The following is a 14,852-nucleotide window of genomic DNA, read 5'->3' as shown; positions in this document are numbered from 1 at the left end:
TGTAGGAGCGGCCTTGTGTCGCGAAAGGGCCATGTAGCGGCCCCAGGCTTTCAGCTTCGCAGCAGAAATTGCCGGGGCCGCTTAGCGGCCCTTTCGCGACACAAGGCCGCTCCTACAAGGGATCGCAGCGCAGCTTATTCAGCGATCAACCAGTCCATGCGGAAGCTGCCGGCGGTTTGCGCCAGCTCTTTGGCCAGCCATGGCAGCAGCTCCCTGAGCTCTTCTTCCAACCCCCACGGCGGGTTGGCGATGGCCAGACCTGAGCCATTGAGCCCCTGCGGGCTGTCCTGGTGGTGCACATACAACTCGACCCGCAGCAGTTTCGGTGCGCCGGTGCTGGTCAGGTCCTGGTAGAAGCGGGTCAGCGAACGCTGGTCCTTGATCGGGTACCAGATGGCCGCGACGGTCTGGCGCATGCGACTGATCGCCTCTTTCATGGCGGTAGTGCAGCGCTTGAGCTCGTCAGCCTGCTCGAACGGCGGGTCGATCAGCATGATCGCGCGCTTTTCCTGCACGGGCAGCAAGGCCCGCGGCACATGCCAGCCTTCGCCCAGGTGCACGACCACGCGTGGGTCTTTCTTCATGTTCTCTTTGAGCAGCGGCCCGTCCTCGGGATGCTTCTCGTTGAGCAGGGCGCGGTCCTGCTGGCGCATCAGGCGGCGGGCCAGCTCGGGCGAACCGGGGTAGTAGCGCAGCTCGCCATCGGCATTCAGGCGCTTGATGATACGCAGATAGTCGTCGGCCATGGCCGGCAGGTCATCGCGATTCCACAGGCGGGCGACACCTTCCAGGTACTCGCCGGTGCGGGTTGCCTGGTCGCCCTGCAGGTCGTAAAGGCCAAGCCCTGCATGGGTATCGATATAGGCGAACGGCTGCTCCTTGCGCGACATCAGGGCGATGAGGCGGGTCAGCACGATATGTTTGAGGACGTCGGCGTGGTTGCCGGCGTGGAAGGCGTGACGATAGTTCATGGCAACTCCTGCGGGGGTGGCAAGTTTACCTTGCCTTGCAGGCGGAGTCAGGCCTGGCTGCTGATCGGCGACGGCATCTTCGCGGGTAAACCCGCTCCCACAGGCACCTCACAGAATTTGAGTTCTGTGCAATCCCTGTGGGAGCGGGTTCACCCGCGAAGCAGGCGCCGCCGACTCAACGGGTATTACTTGTCAGCGTGATACGCCGCATCAGCAGTCTCGAAGCGCTTGACCATTGCCTGCGACGGGCTGCCCAGCTTGCTCACCACGAAGATGGCGATGCTGGCGAACAGGAAGCCCGGGATGATTTCGTACAGCCCGAGGGTGTCGAAGTTCTTCCACAGGATCACGGTCAGTGCGCCCACCACGATACCGGCCAGTGCGCCGTTACGGGTCATGCCTTTCCACAGTACCGAAATCAGCACCACCGGACCAAAGGCAGCACCGAAGCCGGCCCAGGCGTAAGCCACCAGGCCCAGCACGCGGTTTTCCGGGTTGGAGGCCATGGCGATGGCGATCAGGGCGACGGCCAGCACCATCAGGCGGCCGACCCACACCAGCTCGACCTGCGAAGCGTTCTTGCGCAGGAAGGACTTGTAGAAGTCTTCGGTCAGGGCGCTGGAGCACACCAGCAGCTGGCAGCTCAGGGTACTCATCACCGCCGCCAGGATGGCCGACAGCAGTACACCGGCGATCCATGGGTTGAACAGGATCTTGGCCAGCTCGATGAACACACGCTCGTGGTTCTCGGTGACTGGGCCCGCCAGATCAGGGTGCGCCGAGAAGTAGGCGATGCCGAAGAAGCCCACGGCGCAGGTACCGGCCAGGCACAGGATCATCCAGGTCATGGAGATACGGCGGGCGTTGGCGATCGACTTCACCGAGTCGGCGGCCATGAAACGCGCCAGGATGTGCGGCTGACCGAAGTAGCCCAGACCCCAGCCCATCAGCGAGATGATGCCGATGAAGGTGGCGCCCTTGAGCATGTCGAAGTTGGCCGGGTTGACCGCATCGATGGCAGCGAAGGTGGTATCGAAGCCGCCAGTGGAGATCAGCACGATCACCGGGGTGAGGATCAGCGCAAAGATCATCAGCGAAGCCTGCACGGTATCGGTCCAGCTCACCGCCAGGAAACCACCGACGAAGGTGTAGGCGATGGTCGCGGCGGCACCGGCCCACAGGGCGGTTTCGTACGGCATGCCGAAGGTGCTCTCGAACAGACGGGCACCGGCAACGATGCCGGAGGCGCAATAGATGGTGAAGAACACCAGGATCACGATGGCCGAGATGATCCGCAGCACGCCGCTGTTGTCTTCGAAGCGGCTGGAGAAGTAGTCCGGCAGGGTCAGTGCATCGCCGTTGTGCTCGGTCTGCACGCGCAGACGACCAGCGACGAACAGCCAGTTCAGGTAGGCGCCGACGGTCAGGCCGATGGCAATCCAGGCTTCGGACAAGCCTGAGAAGTAGATGGCGCCCGGCAGGCCCATCAGCAGCCAGCCGCTCATGTCGGAAGCGCCGGCGGAAAGCGCGGTGACCACGCTACCCAGGCTGCGGCCGCCGAGGATGTAGTCGGAAAGGTTATTGGTGGAGCGATAGGCGGCGAAGCCGATCAGCACCATTGCCGCGATATAGACCACGAAAGTGATCGTTAGTGGATTGCCCATGCGTGTGCCCTGGCGTTTGTTTTTATGTCATGCACAACCGCAGCCATGGCGGTTGCACCCAGGCGGCGAATCCTATGCAACAACGCAAAGCGGGTGCAACCATTTTTCATTTGCAAGTTGCACCTTCTCGTGCATTTTCAGACAAATCTGATTTTTTGCTCCTTTTGGGAACAACAACTCCGCTTTTCATAATAAAACGCACCGAAAACGACCCTTTTCCGGGCATGGAAATGACGGTCGGACGAGTTGCACCTTTTCCATGAAAAATTCGGGTTGCACCTGGTTGCACCCGAATTGTCCTACAGCTACTCTTGGCGCCAGCTTAGGCCACAACCGTGGCAATAACGAGGATAAGAAATGGCGACGACCACCCTTGGGGTCAAACTCGATGACCCGACCCGTGAGCGACTCAAGGCAGCTGCGCAGTCGATTGACCGCACCCCGCACTGGTTGATCAAGCAAGCGATCTTCAACTACCTGGAGAAGCTCGAGGGTGGTGCCACCCTGACCGAACTCAACGGCCATGCCAGCAACCTGGCCGACGACGCCGGTGAGGTCCAACCCGACCACAGCCACCAGTGCTTCCTCGAGTTCGCCGAGAGCATCCTGCCGCAGTCGGTACTGCGCTCGGCGATCACCGCCGCCTACCGCCGCCCCGAACAGGAAGTGGTACCGATGCTGCTGGAGCAGGCGCGCCTGAGCGCCCCGCTGGCCGAAGCGACCAACAAGATGGCCGCCGGCATCGCCGAAAAACTGCGTAACCAGAAGAGCGCTGGCGGTCGTGCCGGCATCGTTCAGGGCCTGCTGCAGGAATTCTCGCTGTCGTCCCAGGAAGGCGTGGCACTGATGTGCCTGGCCGAAGCCCTGCTGCGCATCCCCGACAAAGGCACCCGTGACGCGCTGATCCGCGACAAGATCAGCACCGGCAACTGGCAGCCGCACCTGGGCAACAGCCCGTCGCTGTTCGTCAACGCCGCCACCTGGGGCCTGCTGCTGACCGGCAAGCTGGTATCCACCCACAACGAATCCGGCCTCACCTCCTCGCTCACCCGCATCATCGGCAAGAGCGGCGAGCCGATGATCCGCAAGGGCGTCGACATGGCCATGCGCCTGATGGGCGAGCAGTTCGTCACCGGCGAAACCATCGCCGAAGCCCTGGCCAATGCCAGCCGCTTCGAGTCCAAGGGCTTCCGCTATTCCTACGACATGCTCGGCGAAGCCGCACTGACCGAGCACGACGCACAGAAGTACCTGGCGTCCTACGAGCAGGCCATCCACTCGATCGGCAAGGCCTCCCATGGCCGTGGCATCTATGAAGGCCCGGGCATCTCGATCAAGCTGTCGGCGCTGCACCCGCGCTACAGCCGCGCCCAGTACGAGCGCGTGATGGAAGAGCTGTACCCGCGCCTGCTGTCCCTGACCCTGCTGGCCAAGCAGTACGACATCGGCCTGAACATCGACGCCGAAGAAGCCGACCGCCTGGAGCTGTCGCTCGACCTGCTCGAGCGCCTGTGCTTCGAGCCTTCGCTGGCCGGCTGGAACGGTATCGGCTTCGTTATCCAGGCCTACCAGAAGCGCTGCCCGTATGTGATCGACTATGTCATCGACCTGGCCAAGCGCAGCCGCCACCGCCTGATGATCCGCCTGGTGAAAGGCGCCTACTGGGACAGCGAAATCAAGCGCGCCCAGGTCGAAGGCCTGGAAGGCTACCCGGTCTACACCCGCAAGGTGTACACCGACGTGTCCTACGTTGCCTGCGCCCGCAAGCTGCTGGCCGTGCCAGAAGCCATCTACCCGCAGTTCGCCACCCACAACGCCCACACCCTGTCGGCCATCTACCACATTGCCGGTCAGAACTATTACCCGGGCCAGTACGAGTTCCAGTGCCTGCACGGCATGGGCGAGCCACTGTACGAGCAGGTGGTCGGCAAGATTTCCGAAGGCAAGCTGAACCGTCCGTGCCGCGTCTATGCACCGGTCGGCACCCACGAAACGCTGCTGGCCTACCTGGTACGTCGCCTGCTGGAAAACGGCGCCAACACCTCGTTCGTCAACCGCATCGCCGACCACTCGATCTCCATCCAGGAACTGGTCGCCGACCCGGTCGCCAGCATCGAGCGCATGGGCACCCAGGAAGGCAGCATCGGCCTGCCGCACCCACGCATCCCGCTGCCGCGTGAACTGTATGGCAGCGAGCGGGCCAACTCGGCCGGCATCGACATGGCCAACGAACACCGCCTGGCATCGCTGTCCTGCGCCATGCTGGCCACCGCTCACAACGACTGGAAAGCCACGCCACTGCTGGCCTGCGCTGCCAGCGAAAGCGCAGCCGCACCGGTGCTGAACCCGGCGGACCACCGCGACGTGGTCGGCCATGTTCAGGAAGCCACTGTCGCCGACGTCGACAACGCCATCCAGTGCGCACTGAATGCAGCACCGATCTGGCAGGCCACCCCGCCAGCCGAGCGCGCTGCCATTCTGGAGCGCACCGCCGACCTGATGGAGGCCGAAATCCAGCCGCTGATGGGTCTGCTCATCCGCGAAGCGGGCAAGACCTTCGCCAACGCCATCGCCGAAGTGCGTGAAGCCGTGGACTTCCTGCGCTACTACGCAGTGCAGGCACGCAACGACTTCAGCAACGACGCCCACCGCCCGCTGGGCCCGGTGGTGTGCATCAGCCCGTGGAACTTCCCGCTGGCGATCTTCACCGGCCAGGTAGCCGCAGCGCTCGCCGCCGGCAACCCGGTACTGGCCAAGCCGGCCGAGCAAACCCCACTGATCGCTGCCCAGGCCGTGCGCCTGCTGCTGGAAGCCGGCATCCCTGAAGGCGTGCTGCAACTGCTGCCAGGCCGCGGTGAAACCGTCGGTGCCGGCCTGGTGGGTGACGAGCGCGTCAAGGGCGTGATGTTCACCGGTTCCACCGAAGTGGCCCGCCTGCTGCAGCGCAACGTCGCCGGCCGCCTGGACAACCAGGGCCGCCCGATCCCGCTGATCGCCGAAACCGGCGGCCAGAACGCGATGATCGTCGACTCCTCGGCATTGACCGAGCAGGTAGTGATCGATGTGGTGTCCTCGGCCTTCGACAGCGCCGGCCAGCGTTGCTCGGCACTGCGCGTGCTGTGCCTGCAGGAAGACTCCGCCGACCGCGTGATCGAAATGCTCAAGGGCGCCATGGCCGAAAGCCGCCTGGGCTGCCCGGACCGCCTTGCCGTGGACATTGGCCCGGTGATCGACGCCGAAGCCAAGGCCGGCATCGAGAAGCACATCCAGGGCATGCGCGAGAAAGGTCGCTCGGTCTACCAGGTGGCCATTGCCGATGCTGCCGAGCTCAAGCGCGGCACCTTCGTCATGCCGACCCTGATCGAGCTGGAAAGCTTCGACGAGCTCAAGCGTGAAATCTTCGGCCCGGTGCTGCACGTGGTGCGCTACAACCGTCGCAACCTGGACCAGCTGATCGAGCAGATCAACAACTCCGGCTACGGCCTGACCCTCGGCGTGCACACCCGCATCGACGAGACCATCGCCAAAGTGGTGGAAACCGCCAACGCCGGCAACATGTACGTCAACCGCAACATTGTTGGTGCAGTGGTGGGTGTGCAGCCGTTCGGTGGTGAAGGCCTGTCCGGCACCGGCCCGAAAGCCGGCGGCCCGCTGTACCTGTACCGCCTGTTGTCGACCCGCCCGGCCGACGCGATTGGCCGCCACTTCCAGCAGCAGGACGGCGAAGGCAAGCCTGACCGCGCCCTGCACGAACAGCTGATCAAGCCACTGCATGGCCTGAAGGCCTGGGCCGAGAGCAACCAGCTGGCCGACCTGGCCGCGCTGTGCAGCCAGTTCGCCAGCCAGTCGCAGAGCGGCATCGCCCGCCTGTTGCCAGGCCCGACCGGCGAGCGCAACAGCTACACCATCCTGCCGCGTGAGCACGTGCTGTGCCTGGCCGACAACGAAGCCGACCTGCTGGCGCAGTTCGCCGCAGTGCTGGCCGTTGGCAGCTCGGCGGTATGGGCGGACGGCGAGCCGGGCAAAGCCCTGCGTGCCCGCCTGCCGCGAGAGCTGCAGGCCAAGGTCAAGCTGGTGGCGGACTGGAACAAGGATGAAGTGGCGTTCGACGCCGTGATCCACCATGGCGACTCGGATCAACTGCGCGGCGTGTGCCAGCAGGTGGCCAAGCGTGCCGGGGCGATCGTGGGTGTGCACGGGCTGTCCAGCGGCGACCACCAGATTGCGTTGGAGCGTCTGGTGATCGAGCGGGCAGTGAGTGTGAACACTGCTGCTGCCGGTGGTAATGCCAGCCTGATGACCATTGGCTAACGCTGAGGGTTGTTAACGAAAAAAGGAGAGCTTCGGCTCTCCTTTTTTTATGGGGGCTGGGGTTGGGCTGACAGGTGTTCGCCACAACATTTTCTGCGCCTGTGATATCGAGCGCCGCCCGCGCGGCGCTTCGCGGGGCAAGTCGGATCGCCGCACCGCCGCTCCCACATTTGTTGCAACGTGCCAAACCTGTCAGGCCATGGTTGCCTGCTTTGTTGGCCTGACGATATCTCCCCGTTGGCGCGGCTGCCGCCCCACATGTCTTTAATCATGCGCCAAGGCTGACGACCATGGCCTCACAGGCATGGCCACGTTGCAACAAATGTGGGAGCGGCGGTGCGGCGATCCGACTTGTCCCGCGAAGCGCCGCGCGGGCGGCGCTCGATCTCATAGGCGCAGGAATTGTTGTGGCGAACACATGGCGGCCTTCACCCCATCTGAAGCCAAACCCTCACTGCTTCATCCCCAACTCAGCATCATCCATCAGTGCCTTGGCCATCGCACTCAGATAATGGGCAGCCCAGATCATCATCGGTTTCTCATCCATCAGCCCGGTGATAGTCAGTTCGCGCACATAACCCATCAACTCCGAAGACTGCTCGCGGGCGTCCCGGCACGGGATGCCAGGCTCGATGCGGAACAGCGGGTGGGTGCCGTTTTCACCCTGGTAGAAGGTGGTCTTGCCGACGGTGACTTGGGTGTCTTCTGTTGTCATTGTTCAATCCCCTGATAATTCTCGACTGCCTGGGCCGGCCCTTTCGCGGGTAAACCCGCTCCCACAGGATCACCACAGGCTTCAAGACTTGCACCGTACCTGTGGGAGCGGGCATGCCCGCGAAAGGGCCGGCCCAGGCGACACATCAAAAAGCCTCAATGCGAAGTCCGTGGCCTGGATGAGGGCGTCTCGAGTGAATGGGCGTTCAGGGGTGGATCGGGGACAATATTCAGCATTGGTATTTTTCTCGGTTTGGGCCACCACCATCTGCTGTCAAACAAGAGGGTGGCAGCTGTGCATGGGTTGACAGACCGGTAGAAAAATCCAAAAAGCCCGGCGCACGCGAGGTGCCCCATACACAGCCGCCATAAAGGCGAAAGCCATGAGAATTTTCTGGTCGGCCTGTCAAAGCCGGTCACTGACTTGGCAGCGACCACCCGAGACTAGGGCCCGACCCAGAGCACCGCAATGGCTAGGAGGGGGTTAGGAGTATGTTTGGGAAATGGACTACATGGAATAGGCGAAAACCTAAAAAGGTCCAGCGAGGCTGACCGCAATGCGGTGGGGCTGGCAGGTGTTCGCCTCACCATTTGCTACGCCTGTGAGATCGAGCGCCGCCCGCGCGGCGCATCGCCGGCAAGCCGGCTCCCACATCTGTTTCGAGCCAGTCTCTCCTGTGATTTCACCGCTGCCCGCCTTGTTTGTTCCCTTCGATATTGAAGGTGTCGCCTGTGCTTTTCTGCAACCTCCAGCCATGCACCCAAAGTGCGAGTGCGCAGGAAGCAGGAGTAACTGGCCCGAAACAGATGTGGGAGCCGGCTTGCCGGCGATGCGCCGCGCGGGCGGCGCTCGATCTCATAGGCGCAAAAAGAATCGAGACAAGCACCTGTATGCCCCACCCCTTCTCAACCCATATCACCCAAACCTATTTACCTCCCCCTCATCCCACCCAACCACCTAGACTCGCAGCATCCCGCCTCAGGACCGCGACCATGCCCGAGACCCTGCTCAGCCCCCGCAACCTCGCCTTCGAACTCTACGAAGTCCTCGACGCCGAGGCCCTGACCCAACGCCCGCGCTTCGCCGAGCACAGCCGCGAAACCTTCGATGCGGCGCTATCAACTGCCCGCACCATCGCCGAAAAGTTCTTCGCTCCGCACAACCGCAAGGCCGACGAAAACGAGCCGCGCTACGTGGATGGCCGCGCCGAACTGATCCCCGAAGTGAAACCCGCCGTCGACGCCTTTCTCGAAGCCGACTTCCTCAACGCCAACCGCGACTTCGAAGCCGGCGGCATGCAGCTGCCGAGCCTGGTCTCGCAGGCCTGCTTCGCCCACTTCCAGGCGGCCAACGCCGGCACCACGGCCTACCCGTTCCTGACCATGGGCGCGGCCAACCTGATCGAGAGCTTCGGTAGCGATGAACAGAAACGCCTGTTCCTGCAACCGATGATCGAAGGCCGCTACTTCGGCACCATGGCCCTGACCGAACCCCATGCGGGCTCTTCACTGGCCGATATCCGTACCCGCGCCGAGCCTGCCGGTGACGGCAGCTACCGGCTCAAGGGCAACAAGATTTTCATCTCCGGCGGTGATCACGAGTTGTCGGAAAACATCGTGCACATGGTGCTGGCCAAGCTGCCGGATGCTCCGCCCGGCGTGAAGGGCATCTCGCTGTTCATCGTGCCCAAGTATCTGGTCAGCGAAGATGGCAGCCGTGGCCCGCGCAACGATGTGCTGCTGGCCGGGTTGTTCCACAAGATGGGCTGGCGCGGTACCACCTCCACCGCGCTGAACTTCGGCGACAACGGCCAGTGCGTCGGCTACCTGGTCGGCCAGCCGCACCAGGGCCTGGCCTGCATGTTCCAGATGATGAACGAGGCACGCATCGGTGTCGGCATGGGCGCAGTGATGCTCGGCTACGCCGGCTACCTGTATTCGCTGGAGTACGCCCGCCAGCGCCCGCAGGGTCGGTTGCCGGACAACAAGGACCCGCACAGCCCCGCGGTGCCGATCATCGAGCACAGCGATGTGAAACGCATGCTGCTGGCACAGAAGGCCTACGTGGAGGGTGCCTTCGACCTGGGCCTGTATGCCGCGCGCCTGTTCGACGACACCCAGACTGCCAGCGACGACAGCGCCCGCAAGCAGGCGCAGGAGCTGCTCGACCTGCTGACCCCGATCGTCAAATCCTGGCCCTCGACGTTCTGCCTCAAGGCCAATGAACTGGCGATCCAGATCCTCGGCGGCCACGGCTACACCCGCGAATACCCGGTTGAACAGTACTACCGCGACAACCGCCTGAACCCGATCCATGAAGGCACCGAGGGCATCCAGTCGCTCGACCTGCTGGGCCGCAAGCTGGCGCAGAACAATGGCGCCGGCCTCAAGCAGTTGATCCGGTCGATCGCGGCCACCGGCGAGCGCGCCAGCCATCATCCGAACCTCGACCCGCTGCGCCAGCCGCTGGAGCAACTGGTCAACCGCCTGCAAGGTGTGACCCTGGCCTTGCTGGGTGACCTGGCCCAGGGCAAAGTCGCTGGAGCCCTGGCAAACTCGGCCCTGTACCTCAAGGCCTTCGGCCACTGCGTGATCGGCTGGCGCTGGCTGGAACAGGCGATTCATGCCGAACTCGGACTGCTCAAGGGCAACCCCGCCGAGCGCGACTTCTACCTTGGCAAGCTGCAGGCCGCGCGTTATTTCCTGACCTGGGAAGTACCTGGCTGCCATAATGAGCTGGCATTGCTCGAGGCGCGCGACGACACTTGCCTCACCATGCAGGACGAGTGGTTCTAAGGGGGAGCCACCGTGTACACGGAGGCTTCCACATGTTCGATACCAGCGCCCTGCTGCGCCAGCGCTTTGCCGCGCTGCGCAGTACGGCCGAGTTGTTTTCCCTGCGCCATGTGAAACAGTCGCACCAGGCGCTGTCGGTTCGCCGCAACGTCGCGGAACCACCCTTCTTCAGCCAGGACGAGGGCGCCATGCTCACCGTGCGGGTGAGTGGCGTGGAAGCCTATGCCGCCACCGCCGACCTGTCCCAGGCCGGCCTGCAGCGCGCCCTGGAGCAGGCCGAGGCGCTGGCCCGCCAGATCGCCCGGTACAACCTGCTGGACCTGCGTGAGCAACCGGTGACCAGCGCACGCCACGACCACATTTCGCCCAACTTCGACCAACCCGTGCCCAACCTCGCCGACTGCCTTGGCCTGCTCGCTGCCGAATCGGCCAGCGTGCCCAAGGACAGCCGCCTGGTGGACTGGCAGGCCAGCCTGGGCCTGAGCCTGGTCGAGCAGACCTACCTGAATTCGGCCGGCGCCGAGCTGCGCCACGCCCAGCGCTTCCTGTTCCCGGGCCTGGGCGTGACCGCCAGCGATGGCCAGGACAGCCAGAGCCGCAGCCTGGGCCGCGACAACTTCGGCCAGCAGGGCGGCTTCGAGATCATCGAGCGCTGTGGCCTGGTCGGGGCTGCCCGCCGGGTGGCCGACGAGGCGCTGCAACTGTTGCTGGCACCGAACACCCCCAGCGGCCCGCGCGACCTGCTGTTGATGCCGGACCAGATGATGCTGCAGATACACGAATCCATCGGCCACCCGCTGGAGATGGACCGCATTCTCGGCGACGAGCGCAACTACGCCGGCACCAGCTTCGTCAAGGCCGGTGACTTCGGCCACCTGCAGTACGGCTCCGCGCTGCTCAACGTGACCTTCGACCCGACCATCGGCGAAGAGCTGGCCAGCTACAGCTTCGATGATGACGGCACCCCGGCCAGCAAGCAGTTCCTGATCCGCGATGGCCTGCTGCTGCGCCCGCTGGGTGGTGCGCTGTCGCAGTTCCGCTCCGGCCTCGACGGCGTGGCCAACAGCCGCGCCTGCGGCTGGAACCGTGCGCCGATCGACCGCATGGCCAACCTCAACATCGAGCCGGGCGACCAGAGCCTGGATCAGCTGGTGAAGGGCATCGAGCACGGCATCCTGATGCGCACCAACCGCTCCTGGTCCATCGACGATGCGCGCAACAAGTTCCAGTTCGGCTGTGAGCGGGGGCAGTTGATCGAAAACGGCGAGCTCAAGGGCATCGTCAAGAACCCCAACTACCGCGGCATCTCCGCGCAGTTCTGGCGCAACCTGGCGGCGGTCGGCGACAGCACTACCTTCCAGGTGCTGGGCACGCCCAACTGCGGCAAGGGCGAACCCAACCAGGTGGTGCGGGTCGGCCACGCCTCGCCGGCCTGCGTGTTCCGCCAGATCGACGTATTCGGAGGAGACGCCTGATGAAACACGCTTTCGAAACCCTGGTCGGGGATGTGCGCAAAGCCCTGCAGACGGGCGAACAGTTCACCCTCGGCTACAGCGCCGAACAGTCGCAATTCGTGCGCTTCAACCATGCCAAGGTGCGCCAGGCCGGCACCGTGAACCAGGCCGGCGCGCAACTGCGGCTGATCCGCGATGGCCGCCAGGCAGAGCAACAGGTGACCTTGAGTGGTGACACGCAACTGGATAGCCAGCGCCTGGTCACGGCCCTGGAGCAACTGCGCCAGACCTTGCCGCTGCTGGCGGTCTATCCGTACCTGCGCCTGGACGAAAGCGCCTGGCACAGCCACAGCCAGCAGGAGCAGCCGCTGCCCGAACTGAGCGATGTGCTGACCTTGCTCGAGCGCGAAGCCGGCGACCTGGACCTTGTCGGCATCTACGCCGCCGGCCCCATCTGCCGGGGCTTCGCCAGCTCGTTCGGGGCCTTCGGCTGGCACCAGGCCAACAGCTTCAACTTCGACTGGAGCCTGTTCCACGAAAACGGCGAGGCGGTGAAGGCCAATTATGCCGGGCAAGTGTGGAGCGCCGACGACTTCACTGCACGCCTGCGCCAGGCGCGGGAGCAGCTGGGTTTCCTTGGCCGCCCTGCCGTCACGCTGAAACCTGGCAGCTACCGTGCCTACCTGGCCCCGGCGGCCATGGACGAAATAGCCGGCATGCTGTGCTGGGGCGGCTTTTCCGCACAGGCCCTGGCCACTGGCAACAGCGCCCTGCAGCGCCTGTACAACGGCGATGCGCGGCTGAGCTCGCTGGTGAGCTTTACCGAGCAGGTCAGCGGTTCGCTGAGCCCGGCGTTTTCCGATGAAGGCTCGCCGCGCCTGGATGTGCCGTTGATCCAGCAAGGCGAGGCCCGGCAGCGATTGATCAGTGCACGCAGTGCGGCCGAGTTCGAGCTGCTGGCCAATGGCGCCGATAGTTACGAGTCGCCGTGTGCGCTGAGCCTGGCAGCAGGTAGCCTGCCAAGCGAGCAGATCCTGGAGCGGCTCGGTACCGGGCTGTACATCAGCAACCTGTGGTACCTGAACTATTCCGACTTGCCGGCGGCACGCATGACCGGGCTGACCCGCTTCGCCACCTTCTGGGTGGAGAACGGGCAGATCCAGGGCCCGGTGAGCACCATGCGCTTCGATGACAGCCTGTACAGCTTGCTGGGTAGCCAACTGGAGGACCTGACGCAGGAGCGCGAGATGATTCTGTCGACCAGTACCTATGGACAGCGCAGTACCGGGTCGAGTCATTTGCCGGGGGCACTGGTCAAAGGCCTGACCCTGACATTGTGACTGGACTTACCGGCCCTTTCGCGGCTAAAGCCGCTCCCACAGGATCTCCACTGCCCTTGAATGTGGTGATATCCCTGTGGGAGCGGGTTCACCCGCGAAGAGGCCGGCACTGACAAACGAGGAAGTCATGCCCGAACGCACCCCGCTGGACCCTGTCACCGCCCGCTGGATCCCTTGGGTGGTGGCCATCGCCTTCTTCATGCAGTCCCTGGACGGCACCATCCTCAACACTGCACTGCCAGCCATGGCCCGCTCGCTGGCCGAAGACCCGCTGCGCATGCAGGGCGTGATCATCGCCTACATGCTCACCGTGGCCCTGCTGATCCCCGCCTCAGGCTGGATCGCCGACCGCTTCGGCACCAAGCGCATCTTCTTCAGCGCCATCCTGCTGTTCAGCTTCGGCTCGCTGCTGTGCGCCGCCGCCAACAGCCTCGGGTTCCTGATCTTTGCCCGTGTCGTGCAAGGGCTGGGCGGTGCGCTGATGCTGCCGGTCGGGCGCTTGGTAGTCCTACGTGCCTACCCGCGCACCGAGCTGGTGCGCATCATGAGCTTCATCACCATCCCCGGCCTGCTCGGGCCGCTACTGGGCCCTACGGTTGGCGGCTGGTTGGTGGAAATACTGAGCTGGCACTGGATCTTCCTGCTCAACCTGCCGGTCGGCCTGATCGGCTGCTACGCCGTGTGGAAGTTCATCCCCGACCTGCGCGGCGCCGAGCGCACCACGTTCGACGGCCCCGGGTTCCTGCTGTTTGGCGCAGCGATGGTATTGATCACCATCGCCATGGAAGGCCTGGGCGAACTGCACCTGCCGCACCTGCGGGTGATGTTGCTGCTGTTCGCCGGCATGGCCTGCCTGGCGGCCTACTGGCTGCGCGCCGGGCGCGACCCGGAGCCGCTGTTCTCGCCCAGCCTGTTCCGTGTGCGCACCTTTGCCATCGGTATCCTCGGCAACCTGTTCGCCCGCCTGGGCAGCGGCGCCCTGCCGTTCCTGGTGCCGTTGCTGCTGCAAGTGGCGCTGGGCTACTCGCCGGCCCAGGCCGGCATGAGCATGATCCCGCTGGCGGCTGCGGCGATGCTGGCCAAGTCCATCGCCCGACCACTGATCGAACGCTTTGGCTACCGCATCATCCTCACCGGCAACACCCTGCTGCTGGGCCTGCTGCTGGCCAGCCTCGGTCTGGTCGACGAACAGACGCCCTATGCCGTGCTGCTGATTCAGCTGGGCCTGCTCGGCGCGGTCAACTCGATGCAATTCACCGCGATGAACACGGTAACCCTGATCGACCTCGACGACGCCAGCGCCAGCAGCGGCAACAGCCTGCTGTCGGTGGTCGCGCAGCTGGCCCTGAGCCTGGGCGTGGCATGTGCGGGTGCATTGCTCGGCGGCTTTACCGCAGCCGGCAGCGCCGATGGCGTGGAAACCACCTTGGGCGCATTCCAGCTGACCTTCGTCACCATCGGCGTGATGGCCATGCTGGCGGCGGCGATCTTCCTGCAACTGTCGCCGACGGACGGAAGGCGTGCCCGTCGTCCGGAACAACACATGGAGTCGTAGGGCGAATGGCCACGAGGCTGGTAGACTGTGCGGCATTTTTCGCTTCG

General features: G+C 64.2%; 9 protein-coding genes. 6 read left to right on the top strand and 3 right to left on the bottom strand.

The features are described from left to right. Window positions 1-134: 134 nt before the first annotated feature. Entirely contained in the window at window positions 135-971 is an 837-nt protein-coding gene (locus CAG00_RS03660; protein WP_085663521.1) for a 23S rRNA (adenine(2030)-N(6))-methyltransferase RlmJ, read from the bottom strand. Window positions 972-1,156: 185 nt separating this feature from the next. Further along, on the bottom strand, window positions 1,157-2,635 hold the full coding sequence (gene putP, locus CAG00_RS03655) for a sodium/proline symporter PutP (protein ID WP_015272040.1): 1,479 nt from the start codon (window positions 2,633-2,635) through the stop codon (window positions 1,157-1,159). Between the two features lie 74 nt (window positions 2,636-2,709). On the opposite strand from putP, the gene CAG00_RS27565 reads away from it, so the two are divergent. Further along, window positions 2,710-2,898 (top strand): hypothetical protein, encoded by a 189-nt coding sequence (locus tag CAG00_RS27565; RefSeq protein WP_139832719.1) that lies wholly within the window; start codon window positions 2,710-2,712, stop codon window positions 2,896-2,898. A gap of 94 nt (window positions 2,899-2,992) precedes the next feature. Further along, the gene (gene putA, locus CAG00_RS03650; RefSeq protein ID WP_025340865.1) at window positions 2,993-6,946 is read left to right on the top strand and encodes a trifunctional transcriptional regulator/proline dehydrogenase/L-glutamate gamma-semialdehyde dehydrogenase; all 3,954 of its coding nucleotides are present in this window, start codon (window positions 2,993-2,995) and stop codon (window positions 6,944-6,946) included. Window positions 6,947-7,397: 451 nt separating this feature from the next. Here the strand turns inward: putA and CAG00_RS03645 are convergent, their stop codons facing one another. Further along, window positions 7,398-7,661 (bottom strand): DUF3077 domain-containing protein, encoded by a 264-nt coding sequence (locus CAG00_RS03645; protein ID WP_085663520.1) that lies wholly within the window; start codon window positions 7,659-7,661, stop codon window positions 7,398-7,400. 992 nt (window positions 7,662-8,653) lie between these two features. Between CAG00_RS03645 and CAG00_RS03635 the strand changes: the two genes are divergently transcribed. The 4 genes from CAG00_RS03635 to mdtD all read left to right on the top strand — a co-directional run bounded on the left by CAG00_RS03635 (window position 8,654) and on the right by mdtD (window position 14,805). Beyond that, on the top strand, window positions 8,654-10,456 hold the full coding sequence (locus tag CAG00_RS03635) for an acyl-CoA dehydrogenase (RefSeq protein WP_085663518.1): 1,803 nt from the start codon (window positions 8,654-8,656) through the stop codon (window positions 10,454-10,456). Window positions 10,457-10,488: 32 nt separating this feature from the next. Continuing rightward, a complete protein-coding gene (locus tag CAG00_RS03630) occupies window positions 10,489-11,931 on the top strand; it encodes a TldD/PmbA family protein (protein WP_085663517.1) in 1,443 nt (480 codons plus the stop codon). Further along, window positions 11,931-13,250 carry a TldD/PmbA family protein gene (locus tag CAG00_RS03625; protein WP_085663516.1) on the top strand — a complete coding sequence of 440 codons (1,320 nt, stop codon included), beginning with the start codon at window positions 11,931-11,933 and terminating at the stop codon, window positions 13,248-13,250. The genes CAG00_RS03630 and CAG00_RS03625 overlap by 1 nt, the downstream gene beginning before the upstream one ends. A 127-nt stretch (window positions 13,251-13,377) precedes the next feature. Then, on the top strand, window positions 13,378-14,805 hold the full coding sequence (mdtD, locus tag CAG00_RS03620) for a multidrug transporter subunit MdtD (protein ID WP_085587851.1): 1,428 nt from the start codon (window positions 13,378-13,380) through the stop codon (window positions 14,803-14,805). Window positions 14,806-14,852: the final 47 nt, after the last annotated feature.

Origin of the sequence: Pseudomonas sp. B5(2017) (genome assembly GCF_002112825.1) — a bacterium.
Classification (GTDB): domain Bacteria; phylum Pseudomonadota; class Gammaproteobacteria; order Pseudomonadales; family Pseudomonadaceae; genus Aquipseudomonas; species Aquipseudomonas putida_Z.
Note: the sequence above shows the minus strand (reverse complement) of the source record. Positions and strands in the feature narration are given on the sequence as shown.